This window comes from Rhizobium sp. YTUHZ045 (genome assembly GCF_051124255.1).
In the GTDB taxonomy this organism is placed as follows: Bacteria; Pseudomonadota; Alphaproteobacteria; order Rhizobiales; family Rhizobiaceae; genus Rhizobium.
On sequence record NZ_CP101433.1, the window covers coordinates 645,063 to 670,588 of the forward strand.

General features: G+C 60.0%; 21 protein-coding genes and 2 pseudogenes. 14 read left to right on the forward strand and 9 right to left on the reverse strand.

Features of this window, described 5'->3' with window-relative positions; translation table 11 throughout:
- The first annotated feature begins 246 nt into the window (after positions 1-246).
- From NMA58_RS25290 to NMA58_RS25310, 5 genes are all read left to right on the forward strand, one after another.
- Entirely contained in the window at positions 247-1,269 is a 1,023-nt protein-coding gene (locus NMA58_RS25290; protein ID WP_183704855.1) for an ABC transporter substrate-binding protein, read from the forward strand.
- 120 nt (positions 1,270-1,389) lie between these two features.
- Entirely contained in the window at positions 1,390-2,418 is a 1,029-nt protein-coding gene (locus NMA58_RS25295) for an ABC transporter substrate-binding protein (protein ID WP_088682575.1), read from the forward strand.
- Between the two features lie 68 nt (positions 2,419-2,486).
- Positions 2,487-4,709, forward strand: a complete 2,223-nt coding sequence (locus NMA58_RS25300) for an ABC transporter permease (protein ID WP_434713627.1) — start codon at positions 2,487-2,489, stop codon at positions 4,707-4,709.
- A complete protein-coding gene (locus NMA58_RS25305; RefSeq protein WP_434713629.1) occupies positions 4,706-5,767 on the forward strand; it encodes an ABC transporter ATP-binding protein in 1,062 nt (353 codons plus the stop codon). The genes NMA58_RS25300 and NMA58_RS25305 overlap by 4 nt, the downstream gene beginning before the upstream one ends.
- A gap of 82 nt (positions 5,768-5,849) precedes the next feature.
- Positions 5,850-6,644: an inositol monophosphatase family protein gene (locus NMA58_RS25310; RefSeq protein ID WP_434713631.1), complete on the forward strand. Its 795-nt coding sequence runs from the start codon at positions 5,850-5,852 to the stop codon at positions 6,642-6,644.
- Positions 6,645-6,955: 311 nt separating this feature from the next.
- Here NMA58_RS25310 and NMA58_RS25315 read toward each other — a convergent pair.
- The 7 genes and pseudogenes from NMA58_RS25315 to NMA58_RS25345 form a co-directional block, all read right to left on the reverse strand.
- Positions 6,956-7,120: pseudogene (locus NMA58_RS25315) on the reverse strand (SAM-dependent methyltransferase); the annotation flags it as partial.
- Between the two features lie 95 nt (positions 7,121-7,215).
- Positions 7,216-7,941, reverse strand: a complete 726-nt coding sequence (locus tag NMA58_RS25320) for a phosphotransferase enzyme family protein (protein WP_434714395.1) — start codon at positions 7,939-7,941, stop codon at positions 7,216-7,218.
- 53 nt (positions 7,942-7,994) lie between these two features.
- Positions 7,995-8,126: pseudogene (locus tag NMA58_RS25325) on the reverse strand (histidinol phosphatase); the annotation flags it as partial.
- A 38-nt stretch (positions 8,127-8,164) separates the two neighbouring features.
- Positions 8,165-9,493 carry an aspartate aminotransferase family protein gene (locus NMA58_RS25330; protein ID WP_434713633.1) on the reverse strand — a complete coding sequence of 443 codons (1,329 nt, stop codon included), beginning with the start codon at positions 9,491-9,493 and terminating at the stop codon, positions 8,165-8,167.
- A 13-nt stretch (positions 9,494-9,506) separates the two neighbouring features.
- Positions 9,507-10,640, reverse strand: a complete 1,134-nt coding sequence (locus NMA58_RS25335) for a phosphotransferase enzyme family protein (RefSeq protein WP_434713635.1) — start codon at positions 10,638-10,640, stop codon at positions 9,507-9,509.
- A gap of 146 nt (positions 10,641-10,786) precedes the next feature.
- On the reverse strand, positions 10,787-11,455 hold the full coding sequence (locus tag NMA58_RS25340) for a haloacid dehalogenase type II (protein ID WP_183704841.1): 669 nt from the start codon (positions 11,453-11,455) through the stop codon (positions 10,787-10,789).
- Positions 11,456-11,861: 406 nt separating this feature from the next.
- Complete coding sequence (locus NMA58_RS25345) at positions 11,862-12,737, reverse strand: GNAT family N-acetyltransferase (RefSeq protein WP_434713637.1); 876 nt, start codon at positions 12,735-12,737, stop codon at positions 11,862-11,864.
- A 669-nt stretch (positions 12,738-13,406) separates the two neighbouring features.
- Here NMA58_RS25345 and NMA58_RS25350 point away from each other — a divergent pair.
- From NMA58_RS25350 to NMA58_RS25380, 7 genes are all read left to right on the forward strand, one after another.
- Positions 13,407-14,402 carry an ornithine cyclodeaminase family protein gene (locus NMA58_RS25350; protein WP_434713638.1) on the forward strand — a complete coding sequence of 332 codons (996 nt, stop codon included), beginning with the start codon at positions 13,407-13,409 and terminating at the stop codon, positions 14,400-14,402.
- 153 nt (positions 14,403-14,555) lie between these two features.
- Positions 14,556-15,530: a threonine/serine dehydratase gene (locus NMA58_RS25355; protein WP_434713639.1), complete on the forward strand. Its 975-nt coding sequence runs from the start codon at positions 14,556-14,558 to the stop codon at positions 15,528-15,530.
- Between the two features lie 253 nt (positions 15,531-15,783).
- A complete protein-coding gene (gene argE / locus NMA58_RS25360) occupies positions 15,784-16,908 on the forward strand; it encodes an acetylornithine deacetylase (protein WP_434713641.1) in 1,125 nt (374 codons plus the stop codon).
- A gap of 9 nt (positions 16,909-16,917) precedes the next feature.
- On the forward strand, positions 16,918-17,841 hold the full coding sequence (locus NMA58_RS25365) for a 2-hydroxyacid dehydrogenase (protein WP_434713643.1): 924 nt from the start codon (positions 16,918-16,920) through the stop codon (positions 17,839-17,841).
- Between the two features lie 27 nt (positions 17,842-17,868).
- On the forward strand, positions 17,869-18,222 hold the full coding sequence (locus NMA58_RS25370) for a cupin domain-containing protein (protein ID WP_113398673.1): 354 nt from the start codon (positions 17,869-17,871) through the stop codon (positions 18,220-18,222).
- Between the two features lie 107 nt (positions 18,223-18,329).
- Complete coding sequence (locus NMA58_RS25375) at positions 18,330-19,805, forward strand: aldehyde dehydrogenase family protein (protein ID WP_430960318.1); 1,476 nt, start codon at positions 18,330-18,332, stop codon at positions 19,803-19,805.
- The gene (locus NMA58_RS25380) at positions 19,802-20,845 is read left to right on the forward strand and encodes a tartrate dehydrogenase (RefSeq protein ID WP_221114163.1); all 1,044 of its coding nucleotides are present in this window, start codon (positions 19,802-19,804) and stop codon (positions 20,843-20,845) included. Before NMA58_RS25375 ends, NMA58_RS25380 begins: the two co-directional genes overlap by 4 nt.
- Positions 20,846-21,015: 170 nt before the next feature.
- On the opposite strand, the gene NMA58_RS25385 is transcribed toward NMA58_RS25380, so the two are convergent.
- Complete coding sequence (locus NMA58_RS25385) at positions 21,016-22,293, reverse strand: NAD(P)/FAD-dependent oxidoreductase (RefSeq protein WP_434713644.1); 1,278 nt, start codon at positions 22,291-22,293, stop codon at positions 21,016-21,018.
- A 479-nt stretch (positions 22,294-22,772) separates the two neighbouring features.
- Between NMA58_RS25385 and NMA58_RS25390 the strand changes: the two genes are divergently transcribed.
- Positions 22,773-23,603 (forward strand): GNAT family N-acetyltransferase, encoded by an 831-nt coding sequence (locus tag NMA58_RS25390; RefSeq protein ID WP_434714396.1) that lies wholly within the window; start codon positions 22,773-22,775, stop codon positions 23,601-23,603.
- A gap of 12 nt (positions 23,604-23,615) precedes the next feature.
- The gene (locus NMA58_RS25395) at positions 23,616-24,989 is read left to right on the forward strand and encodes an aspartate aminotransferase family protein (protein WP_434713646.1); all 1,374 of its coding nucleotides are present in this window, start codon (positions 23,616-23,618) and stop codon (positions 24,987-24,989) included.
- Positions 24,990-25,282: 293 nt separating this feature from the next.
- On the opposite strand, the gene NMA58_RS25400 is transcribed toward NMA58_RS25395, so the two are convergent.
- Positions 25,283-25,483 (reverse strand): hypothetical protein, encoded by a 201-nt coding sequence (locus NMA58_RS25400; protein ID WP_434713648.1) that lies wholly within the window; start codon positions 25,481-25,483, stop codon positions 25,283-25,285.
- Positions 25,484-25,526 lie beyond the last annotated feature (43 nt).

Sequence of the window (25,526 nt, forward strand, 5' to 3'; positions counted from 1 at the left end):
CGATCAGAATGCTGATCCTCTCATTCAACACATGCACGTCCTCCCGCATCCATTATAGGCAGGGCTGTCACGATCTTCAAAGCGCGCTCGTGTTATGCGCTTTGTCACATTTGTAACCTTTGTCATTTTTGAGGGGTACGTCGCGGGCAAAGCTGTAAGAACCGTAACCATTCTTTGATTGCGCAAGGCAGCAGATGTGACATCCTGACTGCGGAGATGGGGCGCAAGGTCCAATGGGAGGAAATCGTGAGAGGCATCACCGCTTTCAGCGCGGTCGCGGCTTTGTGGCTAGCGAGCACCGGCACCGGCACGGCTGCCCCGTCGCTCACCGTTTTGTGCGGTGTGGACGAGATGTGGTGCGCGGCGATGAAGACGGCCTATGAGGCAAAGAGCGGGCACAAAATCTCGGTAACCCGCAAGAGCACCGGCGATATCCTCAATCAGATCCGCGCGGAAAAAGCTGCGCCGACCGTCGATGTCTGGTGGGGCGGCACGGGCGACACCCATCTGCAGGCTGGCTCTGAAAATCTTCTCGAAGCCTACCAGCCGGCCCATGAGCGCGACATGCTGCCCTGGGCGCAGAATTTTTTCGCCATGTCCGGCGGCCGCTCGGCGGGCATCTATGCCGGGGCGCTCGGCTTTGCCTACAATGCCGATCTGCTACGCGAGCTGAAGTTGCCGGCGCCGACTTGCTGGAAGGACCTGACGGATACCGCCTATCGCGGCCGCATCCAGAGCGGCAATCCGAATTCGTCCGGCACCGCCTTCACCACGCTTGCGACGCTGGTGCAGCTCTTCGGCGAGGATGAGGCGTTCCGTTATCTCGCCGCGCTCAACCGCAATATCGAGCACTACACCCCTTCCGGAGCTGCGCCTATCAAGGCGGCGGCGCGGGGAGAAACCCTTATCGGTATTTCCTTCATGCATGACGCCGTCACGCAGAAGCAAGCGGGCTTTCCCCTCGTGATCGTCGCACCCTGCGAAGGCACCGGCTACGAGATCGGCGCCGTGAGCATCGTCAAAGGTGCGAAGAACATCGAGGAAGCAAAGCGCTTCGTCGATTTCGCGTTGAGCCCCGAAGGGCAGGGGACCGGAGCGGCGTCCGGCCAGAACCAGGTGCCATCAAACGCGAAATCCAGTCTGCCGCTCGCAGCACCTGACATTTCGATGATCAAGATGGTGGACTATGACTTCGCCACCTTCGGCTCACCGGAAGAACGAAGTCGACTGCTCCGCAGATTCGATGCGGAAATCGCCGTGACGAACTGATCGAGCCCTTTAGACAAACAGCAATCGAAAATCGTGAACGCGCCGCCGCGGGCAGGCCGAAGGCCCCGCTGTGTCTTGTTCATGCGAATAATCAAACCCAGGCAACAGGAGGATGCCCGCATGAAAATCAACACCCTTTCCCTCATGCTCTTCGCCGGCACGGCGCTCGGGGCGCTGCCGGCGCAGGCCGCTGGCGAACTCAACCTCATCTGCTCGGCCGACGTCGTCATCTGCGAGCAGATGAAGGGTGATTTCGAGAAGGCGCATAGCGACATCAAGGTGAACATGGTTCGCCTCTCGTCCGGCGAGACCTATGCCAAGGTTCGCGCCGAGGCACGCAACCCGAAGACCGACATCTGGTGGGCCGGCACGGGCGACCCGCATCTTCAGGCGGCATCGGAAAATCTGACGCTGGAATATAAATCGCCAAAGCTCGATGAACTCAACGATTGGGCGAAGAAGCAGGCCGAAAGCTCCGGCTACAAGACGGTCGGCGTCTATGCCGGCGCGCTCGGCTGGGGCTACAACACGGAAATCTTCAAAACCAAGGGCTACAAGGAGCCTGTCTGCTGGGCCGACCTTCTGGCGCCGGAATTGAAGGGCGAAATCCAGATCGCCAATCCGAATTCTTCCGGCACCGCCTACACGGCGCTCGCCTCTCTCGTGCAGATCATGGGTGAGGACCAGGCCTTCGACTACCTGAAGAAGTTGAACGGCAACATCTCGCAATATACTAAATCCGGATCGGCGCCCGTCAAGGCGGCTGCACGCGGCGAGACGGCACTCGGCATCGTCTTCGTGCACGACGCAGTGGCGCAGACGGCGGAAGGCTTCCCGGTCAAGTCGATCACGCCCTGCGAAGGTACCGGCTATGAGATCGGCTCCATGTCGATCATCAAGGGTGCGCGCAATCTCGACAATGCGAAGATCTGGTACGACTGGGCGCTGACGGCGGAAGTCCAGTCCCGGATGAAGGATGCCAAATCCTTCCAGCTGCCTTCCAACAAGAGCGCGACCATTCCGAAGGAGGCGCCGCGCTTCGAGGACATCAAGCTGATCGACTACGACTTCAAGACTTATGGCGACCCGGCAAAGCGCAAGGCATTGCTGGAACGCTGGGATCGCGAAATCGGCGCCGCCGCCAACTGATGTCCTGACAGGCGGCGCCTGCCTCCACAGGCGCCGCCCTCCTACACTCAAAAACAGCGAGGTCAGCCATGAGACATGGCAATCGCAGGCTGGACGTGGTCCTGCTCCTGGGCGTGGTCGCATTGACCCTGTTGCCCTGGTATCGGATCGAGAACGGCTTCTTCGGGCTCGGTTGGCTGGCCGGTTTCCCCCTTTCCACGGAGGCCGCCCCCGGTCTCATACAGATATTCGCCCATGGCCGGCTATGGCTTGCCGCTGCGCTCGTGCTCGTTCTCCTGGCGGTCGCGGCTCGCGGCATGGCGGACCCCATGCGCCGCGGCGCCGTGCTCGCCTGGATCGGCGCGATCGGCGTTCTCTTCCTCTCGCTCCAGGGCCTCGCCATCGGCTTTTCCGGTTGGAACTGGACGGTAAGCGACACGCTCTTCGGCCCGCTCTCGACCGGCCAGCCTGCCATGGGGGCAGGCGCGGTCCTCTCTTCCATCACCTTCGTGCTGCTCTTCGCCTTCGGCCTTGCCGAGCGCGGCGTGATGAAGGGCGATGCCTTCGTCGTCAGCGCAATCGCCCTGCTGGTCTTCCTCGTCGCAGTATTCGTCTTCTACCCGATTGGCAGCATGTTCGTCGGTTCGGTGCAGGATTTCGACGGGTCGTTCAATGCGGATAACTTCATCCGCAACATCCAGGATCCGAGCATCTGGAGCCTCAACTGTGTCATCGGGGCCGGCCGCTGCGGCGTCGCCTGGCGCACGCTGTGGCTGGCCATCATGACCGGCCTCGGCTCGACCCTGCTCGGCCTTGCCTTCGCGCTCGTCGCCACCCGCACGCGCTTTCCCTTCAAGAAGGGCCTGCGGCTGCTGACGATCCTGCCGATCATCACGCCGCCCTTCGTGATCGGTCTGGCACTCACGCTGCTCTTCGGCCGCGCCGGTGTCGTCACGCAGGGGCTGTCGGAACTGTTCGGCCTCGAGCCCGGCCGCTGGCTGTATGGCCTCACCGGCATCTGGATCGCGCAGGTGCTGTCCTTCACGCCGATCTCCTTCCTCGTGCTGATCGGCGTCGTCGAAGGCGTCAGCCCGTCGATGGAGGAGGCCTCCACGACGCTGCGCGCCGACCGTTGGCGCACCTTCCGGCGGGTGTCGCTGCCACTGATGAAGCCCGGTCTCGCCAACGCCTTCCTCATCGGCTTCATCGAAAGCATGGCCGACTTCGGCAATCCGCTGGTGCTGGGCGGCAGCCATGGCGTGCTCTCGACGGAAATCTTCTTCGCCGTCGTCGGCTCGCAGAATGACCCCTCGCGCGCTGCCGTGCTCGCCATGGTGCTGCTCGCCTTCACGCTCTCCGCCTTCCTCGCCCAGCGCGTCTGGCTGTCGGGCAAGAACTTTGCCACCGTCACCGGCAAGGGCGACAGCGGATCGCAGATCGCCTTGCCGCGTGGGCTGTCGATCGGCGTTCACGCCGTCGTCATCCCCTGGATCCTCTTCACGCTCGTCATCTACGGCATGATCCTGATCGGCGGCTTCGTGAAGACATGGGGCCTCGACAATTCGCTGACGCTCGACCACTACGCCAAGGCCTTTTCGATCAGCTTCCAAAACGGGATTACATGGACGGGTGTCGCCTGGAACTCGTTCTGGACAACGATGGAGATCGCGCTGGTCTCAGCCCCGCTGACAGCCGCCGTCGGCCTGCTGACAGCCTACATCATCGTGCGTCAGAAATTCGCCGGCAAGAATGCCTTCGAATTCGCCCTGATGATGAGCTTTGCCATTCCCGGCACGGTCATCGGCGTCAGCTACATCATGGCCTTCAACCTGCCGCCGCTCGAAATGACCGGCTCGGCGTTGATCCTGATCGCCTGCTTCGTCTTCCGCAACATGCCGGTCGGCGTGCGTGGCGGCATTGCGGCGATGAGCCAGCTTGACAAGAGCCTGGATGAGGCCTCCCTGACGCTCCGGGCCAACAGTTTCCGCACTATCCGCAAGGTCATCCTGCCGCTCTTGCGCCCCGCCATCACTGCTGCGCTCGTCTATTCCTTCGTGCGTGCCATCACCTCCATCAGCGCCGTGATCTTCCTAGTCAGCGCCGAGTACAACATGGCGACCTCCTACATCGTCGGCCTCGTCGAGAATGGCGAATACGGCGTGGCGATCGCTTATTCCTCCATGCTGATCGTCGTGATGATCACCGTCATCGCCGGCTTCCAGCTCATCGTGGGGGAGCGGCGCCTGCGCCGTGACAACCGCGTCGCCGGCCTCGCCACCTCCGCTTCCTCTCGTCAGGAGAAAATCGCATGATCAACCAGAAAGCCGGATCCGTCGTCTTCCAGAACGTGCGCAAGACGTTCGGCGCCTTCACTGCAATTCCCGACCTTTCGCTCACCATCGAGCCCGGCACGCTCGTGACCCTGCTCGGCCCCTCCGGCTGCGGCAAGACGACGACGCTACGCATGCTTGCCGGCCTCGAACATCCTTCGGCCGGCAAAATTCTCATCGGCGGCAAGGACGTCACCATGCTGCCGGCCAACGAGCGCGATGTCTCGATGGTGTTCCAGTCCTATGCGCTTTTTCCGCATATGAATGCGCGCGACAACGTCGCCTATGGCTTGGAATCCTCCGGCCTCAGCCGCAAGGAAGCACGCGGGAAGGCGGAGGAGGGGCTGGCGCTCGTCGGTCTTGCCGGCATGGGCCACCGCCTCCCCGCCGAACTCTCCGGCGGCCAGCAGCAGCGCGTGGCCGTCGCCCGCGCGCTGGTGCTGGAGCCGCAGGTGCTGCTGCTCGATGAGCCGCTCTCAAATCTCGATGCACGCCTGCGCCGCAAGGTGCGCACGGATATCCGCCAACTCCAGCAGCGCCTGGGCTTCACGGCCGTCTACGTCACCCACGATCAGGACGAAGCGCTTGCCGTGTCCGACCGCATCATCGTAATGAAGGATGGCGAAATCGCCCAGTCCGGCGCCCCGCGCGATCTCTACGAAGCGCCGGCTTCCGCCTTCATCGCCGATTTCATGGGGGAAGCGAATGTCATCCCATGTGAGGTGGTCGGCATCGATGGCGACGATGCTGAAATCCGCATCGGTGGTTTCAAGCACCGCGTGCCTGCCGGTCGGGCGACGCCGGGTGCGGCAAGCCTTGCCGTTCGTCCCGGCGCCATCGCGCTTTCCGAGGGACGTGGGCAAGGGCTTGCCGGCCGTATCCTGCATTCGGCCTATCTCGGAGATCATGTCGAGTACGAGGTCGAAACCGACGTCGGCACGCTCTTCATCGTCGACCACGCCGTCGACCGCATCCTGCCGGCCGCCGCCGACGCGACGCTCGGATTTCGAAGCCGCGGCATCGCCCTTATCAGCGGGTGAGCCTCTAATATCTGAACATTCGGTCGGTGCGGGCCGCTCAATTCCCGCACCGACGACAGCCATTGCAAGGGGTACCAGCATTATGTTGCAAGAGACCGAATTTGATACACGCTTCGCTTTCGCCAAAGCGATGGCACAGGAGGCGGGCGCCATTGCGCTCGACTACTTCAACAGGCGCGAAACGCTCGTGGTCGAAACGAAGCGGGATCTGCAGGATGTCGTGTCCATTGCCGACCGTAACGTCGAGACGTTCATCCGCAGGCGCGTGGCGGAAGCTTTTGGGGCAGACGGATTTCTCGGCGAGGAATACGGGTATCAGGAAGGGCAGTCGGGATTGACATGGGTAGTCGATCCGATCGACGGAACGGCGCCCTTCGTCAATGGCATGCCGACGTGGTGTGTGTCGATTGCGGTTCTGCGCCGCGGTGTACCGGTGATCGGCGTCATCCATGTTCCATGCGCTGATGAACTCTACGCAGCGGCAGCGGGCATGGGTGCGAGCCTGAACGGCAAGAATCTCAGCCTCGACCCGTCGAGGACTTTGCAGAATGCGATGACGGGCATCGGCTGCAATACCTATGTCACCCCGGAACGGGTAGGCGCGATTGTCGCCGCCGTGCTTGGCAAGGGTGGGAATTTTATCCGCAATGGCTCCGGTGCCCTGATGCTCGCCTATGTGGCCGCTGGTCGGCTTGTTGGCTATTACGAGCCTCACATGCGTGCCTGGGATTGCATGGCCGGCTATTGCCTCGTCAGGGAGGCAGGTGGAACTCATCTAACCTTCCCGGCTGAAGGCGAAGCTTTGCTACAGGGCCATCCGGTGCTGGCGAGCAATCAGACAGTCTATGCTGATTTGCTGGCAATCCATACCGGCTGAACATCCCAGCGCCCATCGGGGGTCGGGGCTCCGGCGACTGCGCTCCCATTCAGACGTATTCTCGGAGACCCTTGATTTTCACCAGAACGGAGCCGATCGCCAAAATTTCTGTGTGAATGCCGGTTGCCGAACGTCCTTTATGTCACCGGGAGCGAAAATAGCTGGGTGAATATTCAACAGCGAGGGGGAACGGGAGTTCAATCGCCTCCATACGTTCGTCGCGAACAGACAATCACCAATGGAGGCGGCAAGGACAAAGCAGAGGCTGCCGGCGTTCACTAGGGACGAGGCAATTCATTCGTCTTATCCGCCGGGATCGCAGAGAATGTCCAATATTCGACGCGGCCCTCGGTCTCATCGAAATAGTCTGCCACCTGGACGACGATTGTTTCTCCCTTGTCATCACGGATGTTCCGGAGGGTCGGAGGCAGGAAACATGGATGAAGGATGGAGAACTGCAGAAATTCGCCCGGTTGAGCACGCGGCCGATTTCGGGGTGCACTTCAAAATCCACTAGAGCAACTCAAAACTGGATAAAACCTGGGGCAAGGTCAGCGGATCGTCGAACTCCTCAGACCGGCCAAACTTCGCCCAGCCGCCTGACCGAGTATTCGTCCGGCCAACTCACGGCGGCTTCCCATGCGGCGATGTCATAGGCGCGGTCGTCGAGACCGGCGGCATTGCCGGGCAGCACCAGGTCGAGGTCGGGAACGTCGACATGTGACTCGTCCCAGTCGATCAACGCGACCCGATCGGCGGTCATGCGGACGTTGGCAGCACTGTTGGGGTTGCCGTGGACAACGCATGTCTGACGTCCGACGAGCCGCGCCCACGCGGCTCGACATCGCATAACGCCCTCGGGCGGCATCGCGGCAAGGTCGATCCTCGTTCCGGTTTCGGCGTGAAGGAGGTCGGTCGATGATCGCCAGCCCGGGCGCTGCGGCCAGCCCTGCGTCAACCGATGCAGCTCGCGGAGCGTATCAGCCATGCGACGCCAGTCGGATTCCGTTTCGGGCGGTCCGCCCTCCATGTATCTCATCACCACCAGACCGTCCAAGAACAGCCGGCCGTCAGTCGTCGGGATCGGCACTGGAACGTGCATGCCTTCACGGTCGAGGTGTTTGATCAGCTCGGTTTCCCATGCGAGACCGGCGTCGGTTCTGCGTCCGAGACGACCGACGGCGACCTTCCCGTTGACGCGAACGCTCCACACGTCGTTGGCAACGCCGCCCGTCAGCCGTTCGATGCGAACCGCGTCTTCACCCCATTGCCTGAGTGCGTCCCATCCATTGGCGATATCATTGGCTGACGTTCTTTGAATCAGTGGAAGCAGTAAGCTGCCATTTCGTCGTCGGCCACCGCTGCTGGGTGTGACCTAATCCCCGCATGCTCGGCGGCTTCGTTCGTCCACCCGGAGAACATGGATCGATCTGGGAAGCGCCCGAGCTTGACGACATCCACGACCTTCAGGTTGGGGTTGGTTGGTGTCCGCGGGTGGCAACTAACCCCTGTCGAGGGCATTAACCTCCGGCCCTGTTCAGAGCACGCCTGATGGCAACAAGGAACAGGTCGACGTCTCCGGATTGGCAGATGAGCGGCGGGCGCACTTTGAGTGTATCTTCATTGGCTCCTGTCGTGCTGATGAGCACGCCATCATCCCGCATCGCATTGACCAGATCCAGAGCCATTGCGCGCCTATCCAGCGTCGGCATCTCCGCGGGTCCGATGTCGATGCCGAAGAATAGACCCGCGTTGCGGATGGCGCGAATGCCATCGTGCTTCCTTGCTAACTCCTCCAGCCCGACTCTGAGCCGCTCGCTCATGGCAAGAGCGTTTTGAGGAATTTGGTCACGCTGCAAGATCGTTAGCACGGCGTCTGCAGTCGCAATCCCAACCGTATTACCGGCAAAGGTGTTCGAGTAGCGAGCGGTGGCGCCAAACCGCTCCATGGGCGCTTTGCGACCAACGACCGCCCCAATCGGAAAGCCGTTACCCATTGGTTTGCCGAGAGTTACAAGGTCGGGTACGATTCCGTGCCGTTCAAAGCCCCACATATGAGCACCAGTTCGTCCGAAACCCGGCTGAACTTCGTCGGCGATGACGAGGCCGCCCGCGTCCCACACCGCCGCAACTCCGCCCGCAATGAAACCGGGCGGATCTACCCACACCCCGTCACTTGAAAAGATGCTGTCGATGAGCAGGGCGGCAACGCCTATGCCGCGACGGGTCAGATCCGCTATTGCTGAACGCACCTGAGCCTCGAAAAAGTCGGCGGCTTGCGTTTCTGGTATACCTGCCGGGCCGGGGAGAGAAACCATCCGCACGAATGGGCTGAGCCTGACGGCGTCTCCCAAGTTCGGCGAAACCGCAGCCACAGCCGCGCTCGTGCCGTGATACGCATGCGAGGAGACGATCACCCCCTCGCCGCCACTTACGAGACGCGCGATCCGTAGGGCGAGATCGTTGGATTCACTGCCCGTGCATGTGAAGACCACGCGGTCGAGCTCGTCTGGGAACGTATCAACCAGCCGCTCGGCATAGTCGACAAGTCTTGGCTCGAGATAGCGCGTGTTGGCGCTGATACGCGCCGCCTGTTCTGCCATTGCCGCATTCACCTCCGGGTGGCAATGACCGAGGGAGGGAACATTGTTGTAGAAGTCGAGATAAGCCTCGCCGTCCGGATCATAAAGCCACATGCCTTCACCGCGAACGAAATGCACGGGCCGTCTATATTGCAGTCGATAAGATGCTCCGAGAACTGCGTCACGGCGGGCAATGAGTTCGGCTTCGCGCGCTGGGAGGTCGGCCTCACCTGGTCTGAAGCGATTGGGCATAAGGTCTGTGGACATGTTCTCCGCCTGTCTAAGGTTTCGGTGAAGGCTTTGACGCTGCCGAGAGGACTGCCGCCTCGCCTGATGCAGTGGAAAGAGGCGCCAGGATAGACAGGCCGCGCTCGGCACGAGCGACGTTCTTTTTGATGTACTCCGCGTCGGCCGGAAAGAGATAGGAGCGCCAGTAATTGACTAATATCAGTGCGCTTTGTCGTGCCCGCATCAGTCCGACCAGCAGCTTTGCTTCGAGAGCAGAAAGTGGAACGACCGCCGCATAGCCTGCAATGAGGTGCTCGGCTCCGCCTAAAGGAAGAGTTGGATCCGTCACGACGTGACTTGCCGCGATCGCCAGATCTTGGATCCTTGGGCTCCAGCTGCCATCGCCAAAATCGATGAAACCCAAGCCATCGCTGGTAACGATTGTGTTGAACGGGCTGGGATCGTTATGAGTAACTTGCCAATCCAAATTCTGGATCTGCGGCTCGATGATCCGCATGTATTCCGCCATCGCTGCCCCAACGCTTTCAACTACGCTTCCAGCCGGTAGGTATCCCTCTAGTTCCATCAATCGCGACCAGCACCCGATATGCCAGAGAATGGGGCGTTTGGCCGAGGGTAGGTTGACTTGCCCAAGCGCCATGTCCAGCCGGCCAAGAGCGCTGCCGGTACGAAAGAGGAGATCAGGTGTTGGCGTCTCTTTGTGCAAAGAAATGCCCTCGATACGGGTCTGCAGGTAACCGCTAATACCCTCTTCCTCAAACATCAATGCGCCGCCACTCGTGCGAATAAGTGTGGGTGCGACAAATCCCGCGCTATTCTGTAATGCCGCCAAGGCAGCGCTTTGGAAACGGAAGCTGTCGATCGCCTCACGTCGTGCCGACGTCTTCAGGATCAATCGGCGACCGTCAAGCAGAGAGACCTCAGCAGTGCGTTCGACCTCAGACGACAAGACCGCGATCGATCCTTCCAACCCGTAGTGCCGCTTTAGCAGTGTTGCCGAAATGTCGGGTTCCGACAGGTCTGGCGGCGTGGAGAGAATCGCGGCTGCGGCGCGAAAAAAAGCCTCTGTCGATGCTGCAGCATGCGGTGGTTGACGGAAGGCCGCAGCCGCGGGGCTGCTGAGCCGGCCGAAGTCCCGATCGGCATCAAAACCACGATCGCCCAATTCGAAGATCCTCGCCGTTTATGGTGCTTTTCGTGCGGCCGAGCTAGAAGCTCTGACCTAGTGTGACTAGATCAGAGCAGGCACTCTAGCACCGCCAACTGGCTCGCGCGTCTTTCGATTCGTGAGCCGCGGTCGCCTTATTCAAGTTAGAGTCCGAAAACGCCGGGCAGCTGCGAAATATCGCGAATCTCGGTGTATTCATAATAGGGGTTGGCTGGCTCATGGCCACGATTGACCCACACCTTGCTCTTGATACCCAGATCATAGGCGGACATGAGGTCGTGACGGAAAGACGACGAGACGTGCGTTATGTCCTCCGGTCCGCATCCGAGCATGTCAAACATATATTCAAACGCCTTGAGGTGCGGCTTGTAGGCTCCTGCCTCCTCGGCAGTGTAGACAGCATGAAACGGCGCGCCGAGCTTTGCCACGTTCGACGGGATCTGAGCCACCATGGAATTTGTCAGAATGACAAGGGGGATTTCCTTGGCGAGCTTAGCTAGTCCTTCGGGCACATCCGGATGCGGTCCCCATGTCGGTACGCGGTTGTAGATGGTTTCGGCGTCTTCGGGCCGGAAGTGAACCTTATTACGGCGGCACGTGCGCTCCAAGGCGTTGTGGACAACGTCGGCGTAAGGTTTCCAATCCTGCATTACCTCATCAATGCGGTACGCCTGGAAGTTCTTGATGAATTCGTTCATGCGCGGCCCGTCAAGGAGATGACCGAACAGATCCCGAGCGGCTTCCGCCATCTGAAAGTTGATCAACGTACCATGGCAGTCGAATGTTACGTATTTAGGCCTGAAGCGATCCATGTCCTTGGCTCCTGTGAACTGTACGGCATGGACGAAGCATAGTTGCAGTCGTTTGGCAGAATGTGCCGGAATGTTTCATCTTTCAGCAGAAGTCTCTTCGGTCGCAGCAAATCCCGCACAACCTTCCGCTGGCGGCGGGTCTCGCATTTGGTTGTGTCCTGAGTTGAGTTGCTCCAGCGAATGCAGCGGTTCGCGAGGCCGCGTTGTGTTGGAACAATTGCGTCTGCCTTTAACGGCAACTGACGAGACGGAACTAGCTGGAATACTGAAAAGGCGCCATTTCGAGCGTCGGCAGTCGAAGCGAGAGCGATCCAAGAGCTGGCATTCCGAGGCTCCTTTGCACAGGCTTCCTGCGTGTATGAGCCCGATTAAAGCTAGCAATGCCGTCATCGGGACGGGCTATGGTTCACCCGAGTGCGTGACCAGCCAGGCCATAAATCCAAGGTTCGCCGGCCTTACGGTTCAAAAGGAGTTGGCCCCGCGACATAGTTGTCACTCGTTCGGCCACTTGAAAGTCGCACGCGCGTAGAAAGTTCACCAATGGTCCTGTTTCGCGCGTGTCGATGCGCGCAAACTGGCCCTTCAGATTCCGTAGATGGACCGCAATGAGCTGAAGCGCGTCATCGTCGTTGCTAGCTACAACAGGGCCGATCACATGGCCGCGGCCGAACTCCCTGCATATGGAATAGCCGACGATCCTCCCATCGCGGCGGAGGGTTTGGATAGTGGAAATCGGAACCAGTGCCGAGATCAGTTCCTCGCGCTTCCAGCCGAACGCCTGGGTATCGAGTTCGGTGATCTGCCCTAGTGCATCGATCCCCGCTTCAATCAAATCACCGTTCGGAGCGGGCAAGTTGGGCAGGGAGGAAGCAACTGTCCCCTGGTGCATCCATACCGTCGCCTCGTTTGCAAAACCCAACGAGACATACAGATTGTGGGCCGCACGAGTTGAATTGAGATACAGATTTCTGCCGCGACATTCTTCGAATACCTGCTCCATGAGCCAACGGGCATTACCCTGGGCTTGCGAGCGCGGGGTGGTGATCACTAGGCCAATCATCGCAACTTCTTGGCCGTAGGGGAACCACATGGCGCTCCCGAAAACCCGCCCGATGCTATCTACTACCGCTATACCCCGACCGAACTTGCGAAGCCAATCCCAGTCCTTGGTACGGTGTGGCCATCCGACCGCCACGGATAAGGCATGGAGCGAGCCGACATCAATCTCGTTGATATCCCGAGCCACCAACTCGAATGATTTAAGTCGAACAGACTTCGGCATTGACTTTGAGCTCCTTCGCCCGTCACCAGTGGAACGGCCTTGGCGACGCTACTACCAAGCGCCAATGACCTCATGATTGCACGTCAGACTCGGCATCTTTCACTAATTTGCCCTCGGGTGTCGAAATCTTCTCCCGAAATTTGCGGCGTCGGGATGACAACGCAACTTTGCTAAACTTAGATAAAGCAAAGTTCGACAGACTGCAGGGGGCCGCACAGAAACCGCAGCATAAATCAGCTCTGCGAGGCGTCAAGAAATGCCAAACGAGCCAAGCATTTTGGAATTTCGTGCTGTTGCGGCAGCATAATTCGGTGACTCCTTCGGCAGGAGAAGACCATACTAACCTCATTCCGTCGTGGCATGTCTGCATGTTTCGGTAGGAGCTCGGCAGTTTGTGTCAGTGGATTGGGGGCGATATGATTGTCAACGCAACCCTGTTGGGCCTTGTAGCATTTCGCGACACCGGGAGTGTGAAACGGCCTTGTCGTTCGGCCGCGGCGCCGAAATTCAGCTAGATCGGCTTCAACAACTGGTGCGATCACGACCGAAGTGACCACAAGCAATCTGGTTCGGGCGCGAAGGCGGCCAGGTAGGCCTCCAATAGCCGGGCTTAAGTTTGCAGGCCCAGCGTGACGTTTTTGCCTTCGTACCAATGATGGGAGAAAGTTCGTGAAAACTCTGCTTCTCAAGAAAGAAGAGGTCGGCAGATTGATCACTATGAGGGACGTGATTGGCGCCGTCGAGGAGGCGTACAAAGCTTTCAACAGCGATCAGGTGGAGCAACCCGATTATATAGGAATGCATCTCCCGTCACCGGGTAGCGAAATCGACTTCAAGCTCAGCCACTACAAAACCAATGAACTTATTTCGATGAAGACGTCCTCGGGAGGGTTTGTCAACAATCCGACTGCATTTGAGGTGCCGAGCGGGATGGGAACCATTCTGCTGTTTGACGCCAGAAACGGGGCGCTGATCTGCGTCATGGACGGCAGCCTGATCACGGGCTTGAGAACCGGCGCCGCGGGAGCTGTTTCCGTAAAGGTGTTGGCGAGGAAAGATGCTCGCAGGATCACATCCATCGGGACTGGAAATCAGGCAAGAATGCAGATCCGAGCGATCCGGGAGGTCATCAATATCGAGGAGATCCATGCCTGGGACAATAGCGCGGATACGCTTTCCCGTTACAAAGCAGATATTGAAAGCGAGTTCGGCATTCCCGTCGTCATTGCGCGTTCCAAGAAGGACGCGGTCGAGCAGGCGGATATCCTCGTTACGACGACACGCGGTAAAGGCTCACTCGTGGAAGCCGATTGGGTAAAGCCGGGTACGCATATCGTCGCGATCGGCACGGACCAACGAGGCAAACAGGAACTGGATCCAGAAGTATTCAGAAATGCCAAAATCGTCGTCGACTCGATCGCGCAGTGCAGCGAGAAAGGCGAAACATGGCATCCGCTCGATAGGCATGTCATCACCAAGGACAGGATCCATGGTGAAATCGGAGAGATATTGCTGGGAAGGAAACCAGGAAGAGAACACGACGATGAGGTGACCATTTTCGACTCTACTGGAATGGCAATCCAAGACAACACAACCGCATCGAAGATCTATAGCAATGCGATAGAGAGAAGAGTTGGAACCTTCTTCGAATTTTTCGAGTCCTGACCTCCGGTACGATCTTGGCAAAGCGGCTGGAAGGTTCCAGCACGTGCGGGCACATCGTTTGCTCGCGATCCGGCGCCGAAAAACAAGCAGTCTTCAGGCCGATCCTTTCCATCAAGGAAACGCGAACTCCAACATACTAAGGCGAGCAGCATCATGCTAGACTATCCAACTATTCAGGACATTTGGGAAGCCCGGGAACGATTGGCGCCCCATATCAGACACACTCCGTTGCTGCGTGCGGACAAGATCGAAAAGGCTGCAGGTTGTCAGCTCTATCTCAAACCCGAAACGCTGCAGATTACCGGCGCATTCAAACTTCGCGGCGCTCTCAACAAGATGCTTTCGCTCCCGCGAGAAGTCATCGCAAATGGCGTCATCGCCAGTTCCTCGGGCAACCATGCCCAAGGACTCTCATACGCGGCTCGAATGCTCGGTGTGAAGGTTGTCATAATTGTTCCGGCCACCACGCCTAAGATCAAGATTGCCAATACCGAAGCATTGGGCGCCGAGGTCATTGTCTTTGATGGCGACACCGCCGCGAGATGGAAGCGGGTCTATGAAATCGCCGAAGAGAACAACTACGCGACCGTCCACGGCTTTGAAGACCCGCTGGTCATGGCCGGTCAGGGCACAATCGGCTGTGAAATTCTGGAAGATTTGAAGGACGTGGAGACGGTCATAGTTCCCTTGGGCGGTGGAGGCCTTATCTCGGGAATTGCGACCGCCATCAAAGAAACCAAACCGTCGGTTCGAGTCATCGGTGCTGAGCCTGCTCTGACACCGAAATACTATCAGAGTCGGATCAACGGCCAGCGCACATCGTTGCCCCTGAAAAACACGATCGCGGACGGCCTGAGAATTAGTGTTCCGGGCCAGAACCCGTATCCAATAATTGAAAAATACGTCGATGAAATCATTCTCGTCGAAGACGAGGACATCATCGCGGGCATGCGCGCACTTGCAAAAGATGCCAAGCTGATTGCGGAGCCGGCGGCTTCGATCGGCATCGGGGCTCTGCTCGCGGGCTCCATAAAGGTCAGGTCGGATGAAAAGGTCTGCGCAGTGCTGAGCGGTGGCAATTGGAACTTGCCGGACCTTGCCGAGATATACAAGGACGGCTCGGAATGACCTTTTGTGATACTTGCTGGATGCGCACGGCGCCTGGACGAGGTGGCCGTACCGACCATGATGCAGATAGCACGCTCCCGCAACATAATACGTCTCTCACTGCGGAGACGTGCGCCAAACTTTCTGCTTTGACGTAGCTGGATTCAATAGATCCTGCTGCTCAACATGGAGCGTTCGGCAGGAAATGGTCCCCACCAAGCCGTAATGTGGAGATCAGAGCGCCGCTTGGGCGGCTACGTCAAGGAGACCTGCGATGAATGCCAAGGAAATCCTCGACCGCCTGGTCGGTTTTCCCTCCGTCGTCGGAACGCCGAACGATGGCATTGTTGCATGGATCACGGACTACGCAGAGCGCTGCGGTGCCAAGGTGACGGTGTTGCCGGGGCCGGAAGGTGACCGCGCCAATCTGTTTGCAACGATCGGCCCCAATCATGTGCCCGGCTATGTTCTCTCCGGACATATGGATGTCGTTCCCGCGCTTGAGACGGCCTGGACATCCGATCCTTTCCGCCTGCGGGCGGACGGTGATCGGCTCTTCGGCCGGGGGACGAGTGACATGAAAGGCTTTCTCGCCGCACTATTGGCTGCTCTGCCCGCAATCGCCGACATGCCGCTCTCGCGCCCCCTGCATTTTGCATTTTCCTATGACGAGGAAGCCGGCTGCCGAGGTGTGCCTCATCTCATCCGCCAGTTGCCCGAGCTTTGCGCCAAGCCGATCGGCGCGATCATCGGCGAGCCCAGCGGTCTGCGTCCGATCCGCGCCCATAAGGGAAAGGCCGCTGCAAGAGTCGAGATCCGCGGGCGATCCGGCCATTCGTCGCGACCTGATCAGGGTCTGAATGCAATCCATGGCTTCGCCTGCGTCCTGCTTGCCGCCGTTCGTGCCGGAGACGCACTACAGAGCAGCCGATTGGACCCGTGCTTTGAGCCACCCTATTCCTCGCTCCAGGTCGGAACCGTGTCCGGCGGACAAGCCGTGAACATCATTCCGGATTGCCTCACGGCGGAAATCGAGGCCCGGGCGATCACCGGAGTGACACCCTCCGATCTCCTCGAGCCTGTGAGGCTTGCCGCACTCGGGCTTGAGCAGCGAGGATTTCAGACAAAGTGGGAGCTCCTGAGCAGCTATCCGGCGCTATCGCTCGCAGCCGATGCACCACTTGCTACGCTAATGGAGGGCCTGACAGGGGTCGAAACGCTCGCCGCCGTGAGCTACGGCACCGAAGCCGGGCTTTTTCAAGCGGCCGGCATCGATGCGATCATTTGCGGCCCTGGCGATATCGCGAGAGCCCATCGGGCCGATGAGTTCATCCGTGGCGACGAACTCACTGCTTGTCAGACGATGATCGAGCGGCTCGCTGAAACACTCCGAAACTGAGGCATTCCAATGACGTTCTGGTTCAATTCTGATCGAGAGCGAGGGCGCATCTTCGCCGAAGCGTTCGCCCGCGACCTGCCCGATCTCCCTTTCATCATGGATGAAACGCAGGTCGATCCCGATGATATCAGTTACGTCCTGACGTGGACCGCTCCGCCGGATCTCGACCGCTTCAAAAACCTGGAAATCGTCTTTTCGATCGGCGCCGGCGTCGATCAGTTCCGGGTTGAAAACCTCCCTTCGGGGGTGAAGCTCGTCCGAATGATCGAGGATGGCATCGTGCGCATGATGCAGGAATATGTGACGCTTGCGGTGCTGGCGCTCCACCGCAATCTCAAGGCCTATCTCATGCAGCAAACTGAAGGGAAATGGCAGGCGCTGCCCGCCCCGCAGGCGGCAGACCGCCGGATCGGTGTGCTTGGTCTCGGGATGCTCGGGCAGGCGGTGATCGCGCGGCTGATGCCGTTCGGCTTTCCACTGTCCGGCTGGAGCCGTGCTCCGCGCCAGATCGATGGGGTGCGCTGTCATCACGGCGCCGGGTCGCTGGCGTCCTTTCTCGGCGAGACCGACATTCTGGTCTGTCTGCTGCCGCTCACGGAAGAGACGCGTGGCATACTCGATGCACGCCTCTTCGCGGCCCTTCCGCCCGGCGCATCGCTTATTCACGTTGGCCGCGGCGCTCAACTCGATCACGATGCGCTGATCGACGCACTCGATATGCATCAACTGTCCGGTGCGGTGATCGACGTCACCGAACCGGAGCCGCTTCCGCCTGAACATCCGTTTTGGCGCCATCCGAGGATCATGCTCACGCCGCACATCGCCAGCGTGACGCAGCCCGGAACCGCCGCCCGCTCGGTCATCGAGAACATCAAGCGCCATCGCGCCGGCCTCGACCCGATCGGGCTGGTCGACCGCACCCGCGGTTACTGATCCACAGCAGGACACAAAGGAGAAACCATGTCACTACTCAAGACCATCGACCCGAACAGCACAGAGGCCCCGCGCGAATCCAAACCGGTTCCGGAGCGGCTAATCTCCGGCGACCCCTCATTCAAGACCTGGGCTCAGGATGTGGCACGCGATGGGCTCGTCCATACCGGTGTCTGGGAAGCAACGCCAGGCCTCACCCGCTCGATCAAAGGCGAGACCTTCGAGTTCTGCCACATCCTCCAAGGGGTCGTTGAGCTCACACCGGATGATGGCGAACCGGTTACCTACAAGGCAGGCGACAGTTTTGTCATGAAGCCGGGCTTTACCGGCACATGGCGCACCATCGAAACCGTCAGGAAGATCTACGTGACGGTGATGTAACCGCACCACCGACCACATCCCCACGAGTAACGCACGAGCCTATCGACAGACATAGTCGTCACAAAGGCCTCGTGCGGTCTCGCCCATATATCCGCAAGGACACGGCCATGGCTCTGAGTTTCAATCCCGACACAATCGAGTTGCCGAGAGGTCATTTCATCGGCGGGCGCTACATCGACGCCAAGGGCGAGCTACCGATGCAACGGCCGTCCGATGCCATCGCCTATGCCGACTGCCCCGTGGCCGACGCTGCCCTCGTCGATCAGGCGGTATCCGTTGCAAAGAGAGCGCTCCGCGAGAGCGGCTGGGCCACCCGCCGCCCGCGCGAGCGGACCAATGCGATGCATCGTTGGGCGGACCTGATCGAGGCTGAAGGAGAAACCCTTGCCCGGCTGGAAGCCGTTTCCTCCACGCGCCCGATCGGTCAACTCATTCAGGGCGATGTCGCGGTCACTGCCGAGCAGATACGCTTCTTCGCCGAATTCGCCGACAAGGAAGGCAGCGACCTCGTGCCGACGGACGACTTAAGCCTCGGCATGATCATGACCGAGCCCTATGGCGTCGTCGGCGCGATCACGCCGTGGAATTTTCCACTCTCCATGGCGGGCTGGAAACTGGGTCCGGCACTTGCTGCGGGCAATGCCATTGTCTTGAAGCCATCGGAGATGACGCCCTTTTCGACGCTCTATCTTGCTCAACTTGCCGTCCGCGCCGGCATTCCGGAAGGCCTCATCAATATCGTTCTTGGCGACGGGCAGACCACGGGCCAGGCGATGACCGGCCATCCCGATATCGGAAAGATCAGCTTCACCGGCTCGACGGGGGCCGGGTCCGCGATCATGGCGAATATTGCCAGGACAGGCGTCAAGCCGATGACGCTGGAACTCGGCGGCAAGAGTCCGCAAATCGTCTTTTCCGACAGCGATCTGACGCTCGCTGCGAATGCGATCGCAAACAGCATCCTCTCCAACGCCGGACAGGCCTGCGTCGCGGGCTCACGGGTTATCGTTGAGGAAGCTGCGATGGAGCCGCTGGTCGCCGCCCTGCGCGCCCGAATGGCAACGATCGAGCCCGGCCCGACCTGGGACGAGCGCTCTAACTACTCGCCAATCATTTCCGAGCGTCAGATCGATCGGATCGACGCAATTGTGCGCGCGGCGCGCGACGCCGGCGCCGAATGCCCTGCCGGCGGCAACCGCCTCGAGCGGGAAGGCTATTTTTATGCTCCGACGCTACTGTCGAATGTCGACCAGGTCTCCCCTGCGATCACGGAGGAAATCTTTGGGCCGGTGCTGACGGTGCAGAGCTTCACCGATGAGGAAGAGGCGCTCGCACTGGCCGATCATCCCTCCTACGGGCTGGCGGCGGGGCTCTTCACTCGCGATCTCAACCGCGCCATCCGAACCACGCGCCGGCTGCAGGCCGGCACCGTCTGGGTCAATCGCTACAGCCGCTCCCGCGACCATATCCTGCCGACGGGCGGCTACAAGCGTTCAGGCATCGGCAAGGATCTCGGACGCGAAGCCTATCATGCCAACCGCAAGAGCAAGAGTGTGCTCATCAACCTCCAGGATCAGACATGAAGACCTATTCCATCGCGCTACTGCCCGGGGACGGCATCGGCAAGCCGGTCACCGAGGCCGCCTGGGACGTGCTGCAGGCCACGGCGAAGACTTCAGGCTTTTCGCTTGAAGGGACGGCCTTTCCTTGGTCCTGCGACTTCTACAAACAAACTGGCGCCATGATGCCGAGGGATGGGATCGAAACACTCAGTCGCTTCGATGCGATCCTGCTCGGCGCCGTGGGTTGGCCGGCCGAAGTGCCGGACTCGGTTTCGTTGCATGGGCTGCTGCTGCCGATTCGCAAGGCTTTCACACAATATGCTAATATTCGCCCGCACCGGCTGCTGCCGGGCGTCTCGGGTCCGCTGAAAAGCGGTGCGTTCAATATCCTCTGCATCCGCGAAAACACCGAGGGCGAATATTCCGGCGCTGGCGGCCGCATCCATCAGGGGACAGATGACGAGGTGGCGGTGGAGACCTCCATTTTCACCCGAAAAGGCGTCGAACGCATCCTGCGCTTCGGTTTCGAGCAGGCTCGCATGCGGCGCGGCAAATTGGCCTCGGTCACCAAATCCAATGCCCAGCGATATTCCATGGTTTTCTGGGACGAGATCACCCGAAGACTGGCGGCCGAATATCCCGATGTCGAGGTGACGAGCTATCATATCGACGCGATGGCGGCGCGCATGGTCATGGCGCCGGAATCGCTCGACGTCGTTGTCGCTTCCAACCTGTTCGGCGATATCCTCACCGATCTCGGTGCCGCAATCCAGGGTGGGCTCGGCTTTGCGGCGTCCGCCAACATCAATCCGGATCGCTCAGCGCCGTCCATGTTCGAACCGGTCCATGGATCGGCGCCCGACATCGCTCATCTCGGAATCGCCAATCCAATCGCCACGATGTGGTCGAGCGCCATGATGCTGGAGCACCTCGGAGAGACGGCCGCTGCCGCTCGCATAGTGTCCGCCATCGAAGCGACGACGAAGGCCGGGATCGGCGTCGTTCCCGGAAAAGACAAGACCGAGACGATCGCGAGGGCAGTGCTCGAACGTCTTCTCTGAGGGGCCGCTTGAGTTCTTTCGCCGGCATCCGCGGAGCTAATCTCCTGGTTCCGACTACGTCAGCAAGCGCGGCAAACTCGGCCTTGATCTTTCATCTATTCTATCGGCGAAAAAGAAGGCGCGGATCGTGAGATCCGCGCCCTAGTTGGCGGCAGGGGAGGAGGGGCCGCTTATTGAAATCTGTCGAGGGTCTTGTAGTAGAGCCCGACGAGTGGCAGGAACCAGGGCTTGCCGAAATGGCCGGGAACGGCGGGCCATTCCAGACCTTTGAGCGGATTGCGATCCTCATTGCCGAGTATGGCGTCTGCCATAATCATTCCCAGGTGGGTCGAGAGCTGCGCGCCATGGCCCGAATAGCCCATTGCATACCAGACACCATCTACATAGCCCGCCCGGGGAAAACGGTCCTTGGTCATATCGACCAGCCCGCCCCAGCAATAATCGATCTCGACATTGGCGAGCTGCGGGAATATCTGGGCAAGGCTCGCCCGCAAAATGGCGCCGCTCTTTTCGTCCGAACGTTGATCCGATGTCGCGGAAAAGCGGGCGCGGCCGCCGAAGATCAGCCGGTTGTCAGGCGACAGACGGAAGTAGTTACCAATGTTCATGGAGGTGGCGCAGGTCCGGTTGCCCGGCATGGTGGCGGCCACCTCCGCCTCGCTCAAAGGCCGGGTCGCGATCAGGAAACTGCCGATCGCAATGATGCGGCGCTGGAAATAGTTGAAGGAAGTTCCTGACCCATAAGCGCCGGTCGCGACCAGGACATGATCGGCTGTTACCTCTCCCCGGAAGGTCTCCAGACGATGCTTGGACCCTGTCACTGTGTGCCGTGTTACCGAAGCCCTTTCGAATATCGTGGCGCCATGTCTGACCGCAGCATCGGCCAATCCAACGACATACCTGCCCATATGCATCATGGCGCTCTTTTTCGACAGCATCGCGCCATGGAAGGGAGAGCCAATTTCCGTCTTAAGATCACGCGCCGTCAGCAGCGCGGTATCCGGATCGACCTCCCGATGCACCGCTTCGAAATTCCGGGCGATCGTGTCGAAATGCTGCGGCTTTGACGCGAGTTTGAGCTTGCCCGCGCGCCGGAAATTGCAGTCGATCTCTTCTTCGGCGACGATCCTTTCGATCGTGTCTATCGAGTCGTCGAGGGCACGGTAGAGCGCCACCGCGCGTTCGACGCCGAGTTCACTCTTGGCAGCGATGAAGCTGTGGGCCAGCCCATTGTTGAGATGTCCACCATTGCGACCGGATGCACCCCAGCCAATATGGTTCGCCTCCAGCACGGCAACGCGCGCACCCGACTTTGCGAGCTGCCGCGCCGCGGCGAGCCCCGTGAAGCCCCCGCCGATAACGACAACATCATAGTGGCCATCGACGGGGCCAATGCAGGCGCCCGCGAATTTCAATGCGGTGTCGTGCCAGTAGGATTCAAACTTCATCGCCTTGCTCCGCTAGAGGCCAATGCCGGCTGAAATGCTCTTGATCTCCACGTAGCCGTTGATCGGCTTGCGTGTACGATCAACTTTGTTCTGGATGTCGATATTGATTGCCGACATGAACATTGGGACTGCACGCCCGTAATCTAAGCTAGTGGATTTCGATCGGGGTCGAATCATCGAGTTGGTCCTTGGTTATGCCCGAGGCGCGTTCGTATGAGCAATTCTACGAGGGTTATGCAGAGTAAGTGGCCGCAGTTGCCACTCTACGAAGCAGATTCTTTCGTATTTCGTCGGTATTTGGCAGAGAGTTCCGGCCGCGAGCCGCCGAGGCACCGAGCCATTCGCGGATTTGCTGTCAGCATAAGATGCGGTGACCGCACGCCAACACGGTCAAAGATGTCGCCAGTCTCCATTTGTCGGGACGATCTTCTTTTCGGCCGACGTTATTCTTCCCTTTTAGAAAAGCAGGGATCCAGACAATGCATATGACCCAACTCCACATGGTTCCGTTTGGCACCGAACATCTTGCAGGCGCGCTGGCGCTTTCGCGACAGGCCGGATGGCCACACAGCCTGGCGGATTGGGAAACGGCACTTGCAATGAGCACAGGCGTCGTCGTGCTGGATAACGAACAGGTCGTCGGCACTACGCTCACGACACTCTTTGGAGGCTGCGCCACAATAAATATGGTCATCGTCGCCGAAGCCATGCGCGGACGTGGCCTCGGCCGCCGCTTGATGGAAGCGGGTCTTGATGGTGCTCGCGGTGTGCCGTGCAGACTGGTCGCGACCCAGGAGGGCCTGCCGCTCTATGAAAAGGTGGGCTTTCGCCAAGTTGGCGACATCTTGCAATGTCAGGGCATCTGCGCGGCCGTGGAAGCGCCGATGGATGTCGAGTGGATGCAATCGGGCGATCTCCCGGAAATAGCCGCCTTGGACAACGTCGCCTTCGGCGCTGATCGCAGCAAGCTGATTTCCTATATCAAGAATATCGGGCGGTTTGCGGTGATCCGGCGCGATGGACATGTCGTAGGTTTCTCAGCAACGCGTTCCTTTGGCCGCGGTGAGGTCATCGGTCCCGTGGTGGCTAAGAATGCGGAGGATGCCCGCAAGCTCATCCTGTTCCAAATAGCGGCTCGAAACGACAAATTTCTTCGCATCGACACACCCAAGGACCTCGGCTTGTCGCGGTGGTTGGCCGAGTGTGGACTCGTCCATGTCGGTGGAGCGACAGCGATGCAGCGCGGCGGCGAGACCAATCCATCTCCCCATGTCACAACCTTCGCCCTGGCAAATCAGGCTTTCGGCTGAACGGAGATAACGATGCACAGCAACTCCCTTATCGAACTCGACCGCGCCCATCTCGTTCATCCGGTCGCCTCCTATCGCACCCACGAAACGCTCGGTGTGCGCGTCCTGTCCTCTGCGTCCGGCGCGAGCGTAACCGACATGACCGGCCGTCAGCTCATCGACGGCTTTGCCGGCCTCTGGTGCGTGAACGCGGGCTACGGACACGAAAGCATCGTTGAGGCTGCCGCACGGCAGATGCGAGAACTGCCCTACGCCACTGCCTATTTCGGTCTCGGATCGGAGCCGGCGATCCGCCTCGCCGCGGCGCTTGCCGAGCGGGCGCCGGGCAATCTCAACCATGTTTATTTCACCCTGGGCGGATCGGATGCGATCGATAGCACGGTTCGCTTTATCCGTTATTATTATCACGCCAGGGGAACCCCGCAGAAAGACCAGTTTATCTCCCTCGAACAGGGCTATCACGGCTCCTCGACCGTGGGCGCCGGGCTCACAGCTCTTCCCGCCTTCCATGCCGGCTTCGGCATACCGTTCGAGTGGCAGCACAAGATCCCCTCGCATTATGTCTATCGCAATCCCGTGGGTACCGATGCACAAACGATCATCAATGCCTCACGGCACGCCTTGCGGCGGAAGGTGGAGGAAATCGGCGCCGAACGGGTGGCGGCTTTCTATGCCGAACCGATCCAGGGTTCTGGCGGCGTGCTGGTGCCGCCGAGGGGCTGGATGAAGGCGATGCGCGATCTCTGCCGCGAACTCGACATCCTGTTCATCGCCGACGAGGTGATCACAGGCTTTGGCCGCACCGGCCCGCTTTTCGCCTGTAGCGAAGACGATGTGGTTCCCGATTTCCTCACCGTCGCCAAGGGCCTGACCTCCGGCTATGCGCCGATGGGCGCGGTCTTCATGACGGACCACGTCTATAACACCATCGCCGACGGCGCCGGCGGTTCTGCCGTGGGCCATGGCTATACCTATTCCGCCCATCCGGTCAGCGCCGCGGTGGCGCTCGAGGTCCTGCGCCTCTATGAGAGCGGTCTCCTGGAAAACGGTCGGCGGGCAGGCGCTCGCCTTGTGGAAGGGCTGCAAGGCCTTGCCGATCATCCGCTCGTCGGCGACGTCAGGGGCCGCGGCATGCTGGCCGCCGTCGAGCTTGTCATCGACAAGGCAAAGAAGACGCCGCTTCCGGCAGCGGCGGATCCTTCACGCCGGATTTTCGACCGGGCTTGGGAAAACGGGTTGATCATTCGTGCTTTCGGCAATGGCGTGTTGGGCTATGCGCCCCCGCTTTGCTGCACTGATGGTGATATTGACGCGATCATTGCCCGCACGAGAACGACGCTAGATCAGACGCTGGACGACAGGGACGTCAGGGCCCTCATGCCATGACGCGGAGTGCATTGCTCGATCTCAGCTCACAGCTCTCGCTTACGAGGAGGCGCAGCTCGAATATTGCTGGCGTTTGCCGGCCCAAAAGGGAAAGAGGCTGCGGCCGTCGTTATCTCTCCAGGGAGCGGACGTTGGAGGCTGGGCACGCTGGCAGGACGTCGCCGGCACTGTGGTGCTGGCGGGTGGCTCACCCCCTTGTCAGCCAAAAGGGCTCAATCCGGACGATGATCGCTGTGCTTACCGGCAGCGCGTGATCCTCATCCTTCTGCGACTACTCGGAGCGGGCGCTTTCCTCAGACCTTGGTGCCAGCTTCAATTCCGTCCTTCGAACCTAGTGTCGACGGCCTGCCGAGTGTGCTCCATACGACGGAGTTTCCAGAGAACGGCGTGCCGATGGCGTTTAAGGCGATCAGCGGCCGTGTCAGGTCGACGTTACGGCACAGCAGTTCCGGTTCGCTCGCTATTTCGTGCCGATATTTGCCGTCGTTGGCCAAGCCGGCGCCAAGGGGGCTGAGGATTGGCGCTCCGGCCGTGAAG